Origin of the sequence: Rathayibacter sp. VKM Ac-2927 (assembly GCF_022815525.1) — a bacterium.
Classification (GTDB): Bacteria; Actinomycetota; Actinomycetes; order Actinomycetales; family Microbacteriaceae; genus Rathayibacter; species Rathayibacter festucae.
In genome coordinates this window covers 737,980-748,896 of the sequence record NZ_JALGRT010000003.1, presented here as the reverse complement: position 1 = coordinate 748,896, position 10,917 = coordinate 737,980, and the positions used below count along the sequence as shown (strand labels likewise).

The following is a 10,917-nucleotide window of genomic DNA, read 5'->3' as shown; positions in this document are numbered from 1 at the left end:
GCCTCCTCAAACGAGCCCTCTGCCGCGAACTCTTCCCCCTCCTCTGCCGACCTTGACAAATAGAAGCTTCGAGATCCACCGTCGTCCGCACGCGTGGGTCTCGATACGCCCCTGGCGGGGCTACTCGACCAGCATGGAGGGGAAGCCTGCGGGGCTGTGCAACCAGCATGAAGGCGGGCCCTGCGGGGCTGTTCGTCCAGCAGGGGGCGGCCGGTTCAGCGCGGCAGCTCCTTCTTCGCTGATCGAGTAGCGCGCGGAGCGCGCGTATCGAGATCCGCCCACCGTTCTGACGGGTGGGTCTCGATACGCCCCTGGCGGGGCTACTCGACCAGCAGAGGCGCCGCGGGGCTAGTCGACCGACATGAAGCCCCCTCCGGGGCTACAGGGACGGAGCGACGACGCGGCGGCCCTGCACGTGGACCGCCGCGATGGCGGGCTCGCGCAGGCCCAGGAGCAGGGCGAACAGCAGCTGATCCGTCGCCTCCTCGGGGTCGTCGGCGCGGACGCCGAGGGCGAGCACCTCCGCGAGCGGCTCCCAGCGGTCGGGCTCGATGCGGAGGAAGTCCGCGTCCTTGCCGAGGTCGAAGTTGCCGAAGCGCTCCTCCATGTCCAGCGCCCGCGCGCCGGCCAGCGTCGCGGTGAAGAGCAGCTGGGCCGGGTGCAGCGCGATCGACGCGTCGCCCTCCTCCGACAGGTGCACCTTGAAGGTGTCGTTCGCCACCCGCGCGAGCAGCCACTCGTCGCCGGCGCCGATGTCGCTGCCGAGCGCGATGGTCACGCCCGCCGCCGCGGTGCGCCGCCACGGCATCGTCCCCGAGCCGAGGAACTGCTGCGAGGTCGGGCAGTGCGCGATCGAGGTGCCGGTCGCAGCCATCCGGTGAAGCTCCTCGTCCTGGCAGTGCACGGCGTGCGCGAGGATCGTCCGCCGACCGAGCAGCGAGGAACCGCCGCGCTGCGAGCCGGGCAGGAACAGCCCGTCGTAGGTGTCCAGGTAGCTGCGGGTGCCGAAGCTCGCCCGGACCGCCGCGATCTCCCCGTCGCCCGGCCGGTCGTTCTCGTTGAGGTGGCTGTGCACGTACACGCCGCGGTCGCGGACGCCGTCGTAGAGCTCGCCGAGCCCGGCGAGCGTCGTCGGCGTCACCGACAGCGAGAAGCGGGGGACGATCGCGACCTGCTGCAGCGCCGTCGAGGGGTCACCGGTGTCGACCGCGTGCCAGCGGTCGACCTCCTCGGCGACGAGCGCGAGCGCCTCGTCCTCGCCGGTCAGCAGCGCCGCGGCCGACGGCGGACCGACCGTCTGCAGTCCGCGACCCGACACCGTCCGCAGGCCCGCCTCGACACTCCGCTCGAACAGCGCGTCCTGCGCGTGCGGGAACGCCGAGCCGAAGACCATCGCCGCGGTCGTCCCGGCGCTCACCCGGCGGCGGGTGAAGGCGCGTGCGATGCGGCTCGCGAACTCCTCGTCAGCGAGCCGCGACTCCGCCGGGAAGATCGCCGTGTCCAGCCACTCCAGCAGCTGCCCGCCGCCGAACGCATCGGTCGAGTACGTCTGCGGGAAGTGCAGGTGCGTGTCGACGAAGCCCGGCAGGAGGAACGCGCCCGCGTCGCCGGTGACCGGCCAGTCCGCGAAGTCGCGGGGGAGGGCCGCGTGCGGTCCGACCCAGAGGATCGTCCCGGCGTCGCCGACGACGAGCGCGCCGTCGGGGATCGAGACCAGCGCCTCGGCGGCCGTCTCGACGGTGGGCCGGCCGGCCACGTGCAGGACGTGGCCGCGGTGCACGCCGCGCGGGCCGGCGCCCGGACCGGACCCTCCGCTCACACCAGTCCCGAGTACGCGTACCAGGCGGGCCCGGCGTCCGGCGCGTCGTCGCGGGTGACGGCCGCCTGGATCAGCCCGTACGGCCGGTCGGCGGCGTGGTAGACCTCGTTGTCGTTCTCCACGCCGAAGGGCGAGAGGTCGTAGAGGAAGTGGTGCTTGTTCGGAGCCGAGAGGCGCACCTCGACGATCTGCGGGAACTCCTCCAGCACCGCCTTGCCCATCTCGAAGAGCGTCTGCTGCAGGGCGAGCGAGTGCACGGTGGCGAAGCGGCTGATCATCAGCGCCTTCACTCCGGCGTAGACGGCCTCCCAGTCGCTCGCGGCGATCTCCTCGTCGCTGAGCGCGAAGCGCCACTTCGCGACCAGCGAGGTCGCCATCACGCGGTCCCGGGTGGGCGGGAGCACCGTGTACGGGTCGGTGAGGAAGCCGTGGAACTCCGAGCCGGTGGACTTGAGGATCGTCAGGTCCTTGAAGCCGCCGGTGATCCAGACCTGCTGCGCGTCACCGGTGCCCTCGACGGTGACGGAGGCGATGCGCACCTCCTGGCCCTTGCGGACCCAGGTGTGGTCGTGCTCGGCGCCGTCGACCAGGACGCGCTCCCAGGCGAACTCCTCGATCTCGATCCGCGCGCCGTGCACGGTCGCGGTGCCGTCGACGAAGTGCCGGGCCAGCTCGAGGCCGTACGCCTCGATCGAGCGCAGCCCCTTCTCCTTGGCGAAGGAGTAGGCGGTCTGCTTCTGGGTGTCGGTGGGGAGGACCGCGGACTGGTCGCCGGTCAGGTGCGCGGCCGCGAAGTCGCCGCGCAGGGCGGTCGAGACGTTCACGTCGTGGATCTCGTGCCGGGGGCTGTCGCGGTAGATCCGGACGACGCGGTTCTCGGCCTTCCCGTACTGGTGGTCTCCGAGGATGATCGACATGTCCGCTCCTGTTCGCGTTCGGTGGTTCGTGGCGGTGCGCGGAGTCCGCGGCCGCGGCCGGGCGGTGCCCGTCTGCCAGGATGCCGCGCGCGGAGCCGCCGTCGCACCGGCGGAGCACTCAGCGTCCGGCGCCCGCCTCACCCGAGTCTTGTGCGATCCGCCCGGAACCGCGCCCGGAACCGCGGGAGTTCACACGGCGGAAACGTGACCGGAACACGCGGCCCGGCCTCGTCGCTCCGACTCCGCTGCCGGTGACGGGTCAGGGCCGGTCGAGCAGCCGGCCGACCGGCGCCTCGCTGCCGCCCGTGACCCGGATTCCGCCGATCCACGTCGCCGCGACGGCGCCGCGCAGCACGCGGCCGTCGTAGGCGGAGACCTTGTTCTTGTGCGAGAGCGCGTCGACGTCCACCGGCGACGCGGCCTCCGGCTCGAACGCGACCAGGTCGGCGTCGGCGCCGGCCCGCAGCAGCCCCTTCTGCCCGAGCCCGGCGAAGGCGGCGGTCGCCGTCGACATCCAGGCGACGACCTGCTCCAGCGGGATCCCGCGCTCGCGCGCGCCCGTCCAGACCGCGCGGAAGCTCAGCTCGAGCCCGGAGATGCCGCCCCAGGCGAGGCCGAAGTCGCCGTCGTGCGCGAACTTGAGCTCGGCCGTGGCGGGGGAGTGATCGGAGGCGATCAGGTCGATCGTGCCGTCGAGCAGTCCCTTCCAGAGCAGCTCGCGGTTGCGCTCGTCCCGGATCGGCGGGCAGCACTTGAACTGCGTGCCGCCGTCGGGGATCGTCTCCGCATCGAAGGTGAGGTAATGCGGGCAGGTCTCCGCGGTGATCCGCAGCCCCTCGGCCTTCGCCTCGCGCAGCAGCGGCAGCGCCTCGGCAGAGGACAGGTGCAGGATGTGCGCCCGCCCGCCCGTCTCGCGGACGGCCTGGATCACGCTCGCGATCGCCGAGTTCTCGGAGGCGGGCGGCCGGGAGTCGACGAAGGCGTCGTAGGAGGTGCCGCCGCTGTTCGCGCTCGCCTCGAGCTCGTCCGGGTCCTCGGCGTGCACGATCAGCAGGCCGTCGAACGCGGCGATCTCGGCCATCGCCTCGAACAGCTGCTCGGTGCTGAGGTGCGGGAACTCGTCGACGCCGCTCGGCGAGAGGAAGCACTTGAAGCCGAAGACGCCCGCGTCGTGCAGCGCGCGGAGGGTGCCGAGGTTCTCCGGGATCGCCCCGCCCCAGAAGCCGACGTCGACGAGCGCCTGCGGACCGGCCGCGGCCTTCTTGGCGTCCAGCCCCGCGACGGTGGTGGTCGGCGGGATCGAGTTCAGGGGCATGTCGATGATCGTGGTGACCCCGCCCGCGGCGGCAGCGCGGGTGGCGGAGGCGAAGCCCTCCCACTCGGTGCGGCCGGGCTCGTTCACGTGCACGTGCGTGTCGACGATCCCCGGCAGCAGCACCTGACCGGCGGGGAGGACGACCTCCTCCAGGGTCTTCCAGGGCGCGTCGATGTCGCCGACGGCGACGATGAGGCCGCCCGCGACGGCGACGCTGGCGGGCCGCGTCCCGTTCTCGGTGAGGACGGCGGAGGAGCGGATCACGAGGTCGAGCGAGGGGGAGTCGTCGGGCATGGGTTCGACCATATACTCGGCATGTTTCCCGCGTGTGAGCGCCCGCCGGCCGCACGACCCGGCTCCGCGCCCTCCCGCCCGTCGACGTCGGAGGCCGCCGTGCTCGAACTCGCCGTACCGCTCCTCGCGCGCGTCGAGGCGGGCGAGAGCGTCGCCGTGGTCACCGTCACGCACGTCTTCGGCTCGGCGCCGCGTGCCCTCGGCTCCTCGATGGCGGTCGACGCGGCCGGCAGCGCCATCGGCTCGATCTCGGGCGGCTGCGTCGAGGCCCAGGCCTACGCGCTCGCGCAGGAGGTGCTCGGCTCCGGCGGCTCCGGCTCGGAGCACTTCGGCTTCGACGACGAGGCGGCCTTCGCGGCCGGTCTCTCCTGCGGCGGGCAGCTGCGGGTCTTCGGCCACGTCGTCGACGCGAGCTCGGGGGCCGTGCTGGCCGAACTGCGGGCCGCGCGGGCCGGGCGGCCGGCGGGACTGGCGATGATCGTCGGCGGGCCGGCCGAGCTCGTCGGCCTGGTGCTGACGGGCGCGACCCGCGCTCAGGACGTGGTGGGACCGTCGCTGGACGAGGACACGGTGCGCCGGATCCTCGCCGAGCGGGCCGCGCGCCTGGCCTCGGGCCGCTCGGCGACGGTGGAGATCGCCTGCCAGGGCACCGAGCTCGAGGTGACCTACGTCGTGAGTGCCGAGAAGCCGCGTCTGCTGATCTTCGGCGCCGTCGACTTCTCCGCGGCGCTCTGCGCGGCCGGGGCGCTGCTCGGCTACCGCGTGACGGTCTGCGACGCGCGACCGGTCTTCGCGACGGCGGAGCGGTTCCCGGGCGCCGACGAGGTCGTGGTCGACTGGCCGTCCGACTACCTCGCGGCGACGGAGGTGGACGAGCGCACGGTGATCGCGGTGCTCACCCACGACGAGAAATTCGACGTGCCGCTGCTCGAGACGGCGCTGACCCTGCCGGCCGCCTACATCGGCGCGATGGGCTCGCGGCGCACGCACGAGCGGCGCCTGCGGCTGCTGCGCGAGGCCGGGGTGGCGGAGGAGTCGCTCGCGCGGCTGCACTCGCCGATCGGCCTGGACATCGGCGCGTCGACGCCGGAGGAGACGGCGGTCTCGATCCTCGCGGAGGTGCTGGCGGTGCGCGCCGGGGCATCCGGGGCGCCGCTGGCGGGGCGGTCGGGTCCGATCCACGCCTCGAGCTAGAGGTCGGTACCGAGGGCGGATGCGCTGAGGGGCGGGCGCGCTCCGCTCCGGGGTGCGGATCCTCCGATGGAAACCGCAGCGAAACACCGCGCTGGCATTCTGGGGGGATGCAGCGTCACGTCATCACCGGAGCCCACGTCGCCACCGTCGACGCCGCCGGGGCCGAGCACCCCGGCGGCCACGTGGTCGTCGACGACCGGCGGATCGTCGCCGTCGGCGCGGGGGAGCCGCCCGCCTGGGCCCTCGACGGCCGGGCGCCGACCGGGCTCCCGCCCGCGGAGCCGGTCGTGCTCACCCGGGTCGACGGCCGCGGCCACCTGCTGACCCCGGGGCTCGTCAACACTCACCACCACCTGTACCAGTGGCTGACCCGCGGCTGGGCGCAGGACTCGATCCTCTTCGACTGGCTCATCGCGCTGTATCCCGCCTGGTCGCGGATCGACGCCGATCTGACCCGGTCCGCCTCGCTCGGTGCGATGGGGGTGCTCGCCCGCTCGGGCTGCAGCACCGTCGGTGATCACCACTACGTCTTCCCGCGCGGGTCCGGCGACATCGTGGGCGGGATCGTGGACGCCGCCTCGACGCTCGGGCTGCGCCTGCACGCGACGCGGGGCTCGATGGACCTCGGCGAGTCGCAGGGCGGGCTGCCGCCGGACTTCGCGGTCGAGACGACCGCGGCGGCGCTGCAGGCGAGCGGCGAGGCCGTCGAGCGCTACCACGACGCCTCCTTCGAGGCGATGGTGCGCGTCGCGATCGCGCCGTGCTCGCCGTTCTCGGTGACCCCGGACCTGCTGCGCGAGTCGGCGGTCCTCGCTCGGCAGCTCGGCGTGCGGCTGCACACCCACGGCTCCGAAACGGTCGAGGAGGACGCTTACACCCGCGAGACCTTCGGGATGTCGCCCACGGACTACCTCGAGTCGCTCGGCTGGCTCGGCGACGACGTCTGGATGGCGCACGGCGTGCACCTCGACGACGACGCGATCGCGAAGTTCGCCGCGACGGGTACCGGAGTCGCCCACTGCCCGTCGTCGAACGCGCGGCTCGCGGCGGGCATCGCGCCGATCCCGCAGCTGCTGGCGGCCGGGGCTCCGGTCGGGCTGGGTGTGGACGGGGCAGCGTCGAACGAGTCCGGGCAGCTCGGCTCCGAGATCCGCGCGGCCGTGCTGATGAACCGGCTCCGCGCGGGCGCCGACCGGATGAGCGCGCGGCAGGCGCTCTCGATCGCGACGATCGGCGGCGCGCGGGTGCTCGGGCGCCAGGACGAGATCGGCTCGATCGAGGTGGGCAAGCTCGCCGACCTGGCGCTCTGGCGGATCGACGGGATCGAGCACGCCGGCATCGCCGATCCGGTCGCGGCCCTCGCGCTCGGCGCGCAGCCGCCGCTGACGCTGCTGCTCGTGAACGGGCGGCCCGTGGTCGCGGACGGGCACCTCGTCTCCGCGGACGAGGACGCGATCGCCCGCGAGGTCGCCCGCGCGAGCGCGGAGCTGGCGGCGCGCGTCTGACTGAGCACGGCCCGGATTGCGGACCACCCTCCGCCGCTGAGGGAGCGACCCGTGCGGCGGCCCGCCCGTTCTTGCTGATCGAGTAGGCCGCGAAGCGGGCGTATCGAGATCCACGGTCGTCCGTGGGGCGGTCTGCAGACACCGCGTGCTGGCGGTGGTGGGTCTCGATACGCCCCTGCGGGGCTACTCGACCAGCATGGGCGGCCGTGGCCACGGCCGCCGCTCGGGTCAGCCGGGGGGCGCGCCTGCGTCGACCGTCGGCACGGGGGGCGCGTCGGGGTGGAGCAGGCGCCAGACGCGGTCGCGGGAGACGGGCAGGGCGTGCGGCCGGACGCCGACGGCGTCGCGGACGGCGTTGGCGAGGGCGGGCGCCACCGGGTTGTAGGGCGCCTCGCTCATCGATTTCGCGCCGAACGGGCCCAGCTCGTCGGCCGTATCCGCGAAGTAGACCTCGGTCGGGGGCACGTCGGCCATCTGCGGGATGTGGTAGTTCCGGAGGATCGCCGTGGTCACGGTGCCCTCGCCGTCGAGGATCACCTCCTCATAGAGCGCCGAGCCGATCGCCTGGGCGACGCCGCCCTCGACCTGTCCGCGGAGCTGCGCCGGATTGATCACGAAGCCCGCGTCGACCGCCTGCACCGACTGCAGGATCCGCACCTCGCCGGTCGGCGCGTGCACCGCGACGCGGAAGCCCTGCACGTTGAAGGCGAGCGAGCGCTGCGCGCCGTCCTCGCTGCCGGTGGCCGACACCGGTCCGCCGGCCGCGAGCACCAGGTCCGCGTAGCTCACCCGGGTGCCGTCGGCGGCGAGGAGCCCCTCGTCGTCCGGCTCGAACTCGCTCCCGTCGTGACCGGTGAGCCGCTTCGCCAGCGAGCGCAGGTCGGCGAGGAGCCGCAGCGCCGCGCTGTACACGGCCTTGCCGGCGACGACCGTCCCCGCGGAGCCGAACGCGCCCGTGTCGTACCGGGCCGCGGCGGTGTCGGACTGGCGGATCCGCACCCGGTCCGCCGAGGCCCCGAACGCACTCGCGACGAGCTGCGTGTGCACGGTCGTCGTCCCGTTGCCGAACTCCGCGGTGCCGACTCCGATGGTGAGCACGCCCTCGGCGTCGACCGACACGGTCGCCTCCGAGAAGTGGCCGCGCGGAGGCAGCGTCGCGATCATCGCGACCGCCATGCCGCGCCCGGTGCTCCAGCCCGGTCCCTCGGGAGCCTCGGACCCCGTCGCGCGGTCGAGCGCCGCCTCCGCGAGGTCGAGGCACTGGTCGAGCCCGTAGGAGGCGAAGCCGATGTCGTCGCCCTCCACGTGCGTCACCACGAGCGGCTCGCCCGGCTTGACCGCGTTGATCCGCCGCAGCTCGAACGGGTCGATGCCGAGCTCGCCAGCGAGCTCGTCCATCGCGGACTCGATGCCGAAGATCACCTGGCCGAGGCCGTAGCCGCGGAACGCGCCCGAGGGCAGGTTGTTCGTGTAGACCGCCTGCGCGTCGACGCGCTTGTTCGGCGCCGTGTAGGTCGCGACCGACTCCGACGTGCCGTGGAACATCACCCCGGGGCCGTGGTTGCCGTAGGCGCCGGTGTCCGAGAGCACGTCGACGCTCAGCGCGGTCAGCGTCCCGTCGCGGCGCGCGCCGAGCGTGACGTCGACCCGCATCGGGTGCCGGCAGGGCGCCATCGTGAACTCGTCGGAGCGGGTGAACTCGAACTGCACCGGCCGCCCGGTCGCCAGCACGGCCAGCGCGACGACGTCCTCGGTGAGGATCTCCTGCTTGCCGCCGAAGCCGCCGCCGACCCGCGCGGTGAAGACCCGCACGGTCGCGGGGTCGCGGTCGAAGATCCGCGCGATCTCGTCGCGGACCAGGAACGGCACCTGGGTGGAGGTGCGCAGCACCAGCTCGTCGCCCTCGAGCCAGCCGATCGTGCCGTGCGTCTCCAGCGCGGTGTGCGCGACGCGGGAGGTGGTCCACCGCCCCTCGACCACGACGTCCGCCTCGGCGAGGCCGGCCGCGACGTCGCCGTACTCGCCGTGCAGCTCGGCGACCACGTTCGAGCCGGGGTCGGCGATGCGCGAGGCGATCGGGTCCTTGTCCGCGTGCAGGAGCGGGGCACCGGGCGCGCGCGCCTCCTCCGGGTCGAAGACCGCGGGCAGCAGCTCGTACTCGACCTCGATCGCGCGGCAGGCGGCCTCGGCCACTCCGACCGACTCGGCGACGACGACCGCGACGCGCTGGCCGCGGAAGCGCACGACGGTGTCGAGCATCCGGGTGTCGTCGGGGTCGTCCAGCCGCGACTCGTGCCGCGCGGTGGAGTAGAGGATGTCCGGCACGTCCGCGGCGGTCAGCACGGCCACGACGCCGGGCATCGTCGCGGCGACCGCGGTGTCCATCGAGAGGATGCGGGCGTGTGCGTGCGGGCTCTGCAGCACCTTGAGGTGCAGCAGCCCGGGCACGGCGACGTCGAGCGTGTACGGCTCCTGGCCGGAGACGATGCGGCGGCCGGCGGGGGCGCCGAGCGAGCGGCCCACCCGTGACTCGTCGGCGGAGGTGCGCCCGGTGCGGCGCACGGGGGTCAGCCCGGTGGGCGGCGCGCAGACGTGCTCGGACACCGCCTCGCGGATCGGCCGGTAGCCGGTGCAGCGGCAGAGGTTCCCCTTCATCAGGCGGGGGAGGTCCTCCTCCCGCGCCCCCTCGAGGACGCTCGCGGTGACGACCATGCCCGCCGTGCAGAAGCCGCACTGGAACGCGGCGTGGTCGACGAACGACTGCTGCACCGCGCCGGGCTCCTCCGGAGTGCCGAGTCCGGCGGCGGTGGTGACCTCGCGCCCCTCGATGCGGTGCGCGGGGTAGAGGCAGGAGTGGAAGGGCGTGCCGTCGACGAGCACCGAGCAGGCGCCGCAGTCTCCGGCGTCGCAGCCCTTCTTGACCTCGAAGTGCTCGTGGTCGCGCAGCAGCGTCCGCAGCACCTGGCCGGGGCGGGGCGACGCGTCGACCGGTTCGCCGTCGACGGTGAATCTCATGCGGCGCCTCCCGCGGTCGAGGTGGTCTCGCCGCTCGTCGTCGGCTGGTCCGCTCCGCCCAGCTCGCCGCGGATCTCCTCGGCCAGCACGCCGACCACCGCGCGCCGCCAGTCGGCCGCGCCGTGCGGGTCGGTGAACCAGGTCGTGATCCCGCCGAGCGCGGCGTCGAGCTCCTCGGACGTCGGGAGCGCCGTCCACCGCAGCACCTCGGGCCGGATCGTCGCGGCGGTCACCGTGACCACGACCTCCCCGTCGGCGTCCACCCGGCCGATGACGAGCGCGCCGGAGCGCCCGAGCGGCGACAGCGCGATCTTCCGGTACGCCGTCCGCGCCGCCAGCGCCCGGCGCGGGAACTCGATCGAGCGGATCACGTCGCCGTGCCCGAGCGAGGTGGTCATGTTGCCGGTCACCAGCTCGGCCACCGGCACGAGAGCGTCGGAGCCGTCCGCGCGCCAGACGAGCGCCTCGGCGTCGAGCGCCGCGGTGAGGCTGATCATCGGCCCGGCCGGGAGTGCGTTGGCGATGTTGCCGCCGACCGTCGCGACGTTCCAGATCTTGAAGGAGCCCAGCAGCGCCGTGCAGCACTGGAAGAAGAGCGGGTGCGACGCCCGGCCGCCGTTCGGCATCGCCGACAGCTCGGCGAGCGTGCAGGTCGCCGCGATCGAGAGGCCCTCGGCCGTCTCGCGGTAAGGCTCCCAGCCGAAGCCCTGCAGGTCGAGCAGCTCGTCGAGGTGGTCGTGCGGGAGCGAGAACACCCAGGACCCGCCGCCGATCACCGCGGTGCGCGGACCCATCGCGGCCAGGTCGGCGCGCTCGCGGACGACGCGCACGCGCTGGATCGTGTTCAGGTCCATGCCG

General features: G+C 73.7%; 7 protein-coding genes. 2 read left to right on the top strand and 5 right to left on the bottom strand.

The genetic code is table 11. The features are described from left to right. Window positions 1–379: 379 nt before the first annotated feature. The 3 genes from MT353_RS12705 to allB all read right to left on the bottom strand — a co-directional run bounded on the left by MT353_RS12705 (window position 380) and on the right by allB (window position 4,345). Window positions 380–1,819: an amidohydrolase family protein gene (locus MT353_RS12705; protein ID WP_243624691.1), complete on the bottom strand. Its 1,440-nt coding sequence runs from the start codon at window positions 1,817–1,819 to the stop codon at window positions 380–382. After that, window positions 1,816–2,736, bottom strand: a complete 921-nt coding sequence (gene pucL / locus MT353_RS12700; RefSeq protein ID WP_123703219.1) for a factor-independent urate hydroxylase — start codon at window positions 2,734–2,736, stop codon at window positions 1,816–1,818. Before pucL ends, MT353_RS12705 begins: the two co-directional genes overlap by 4 nt. Window positions 2,737–2,995: 259 nt before the next feature. Beyond that, window positions 2,996–4,345, bottom strand: coding sequence for an allantoinase AllB (allB, locus tag MT353_RS12695; RefSeq protein ID WP_243624690.1), 1,350 nt, complete (start codon window positions 4,343–4,345; stop codon window positions 2,996–2,998). 99 nt (window positions 4,346–4,444) lie between these two features. Between allB and MT353_RS12690 the strand changes: the two genes are divergently transcribed. After that, window positions 4,445–5,539: an XdhC family protein gene (locus tag MT353_RS12690; RefSeq protein WP_243599092.1), complete on the top strand. Its 1,095-nt coding sequence runs from the start codon at window positions 4,445–4,447 to the stop codon at window positions 5,537–5,539. 107 nt (window positions 5,540–5,646) lie between these two features. Beyond that, the gene (locus MT353_RS12685) at window positions 5,647–7,044 is read left to right on the top strand and encodes an 8-oxoguanine deaminase (RefSeq protein WP_243624689.1); all 1,398 of its coding nucleotides are present in this window, start codon (window positions 5,647–5,649) and stop codon (window positions 7,042–7,044) included. Window positions 7,045–7,272: 228 nt separating this feature from the next. Here the strand turns inward: MT353_RS12685 and MT353_RS12680 are convergent, their stop codons facing one another. Together MT353_RS12680 and MT353_RS12675 are read right to left on the bottom strand one after the other, a co-directional pair. Further along, window positions 7,273–10,059, bottom strand: coding sequence for a molybdopterin-dependent oxidoreductase (locus tag MT353_RS12680; protein WP_243624688.1), 2,787 nt, complete (start codon window positions 10,057–10,059; stop codon window positions 7,273–7,275). Next, window positions 10,056–10,913, bottom strand: coding sequence for a xanthine dehydrogenase family protein subunit M (locus tag MT353_RS12675; protein WP_243624687.1), 858 nt, complete (start codon window positions 10,911–10,913; stop codon window positions 10,056–10,058). Before MT353_RS12675 ends, MT353_RS12680 begins: the two co-directional genes overlap by 4 nt. Window positions 10,914–10,917: the final 4 nt, after the last annotated feature.

Excerpts from the sequence above, each read along its gene's own strand:
- pucL (WP_123703219.1), bottom strand. The coding sequence starts at position 2,736 with ATGTCGATCATCCTCGGAGACCACCAGTACGGGAAGGCCGAGAACCGC.
- allB (WP_243624690.1), bottom strand. The coding sequence starts at position 4,345 with ATGCCCGACGACTCCCCCTCGCTCGACCTCGTGATCCGCTCCTCCGCC.
- MT353_RS12685 (WP_243624689.1), top strand. The coding sequence starts at position 5,647 with ATGCAGCGTCACGTCATCACCGGAGCCCACGTCGCCACCGTCGACGCC.
- MT353_RS12680 (WP_243624688.1), bottom strand. The coding sequence starts at position 10,059 with ATGAGATTCACCGTCGACGGCGAACCGGTCGACGCGTCGCCCCGCCCC.
- MT353_RS12675 (WP_243624687.1), bottom strand. The coding sequence starts at position 10,913 with ATGGACCTGAACACGATCCAGCGCGTGCGCGTCGTCCGCGAGCGCGCC.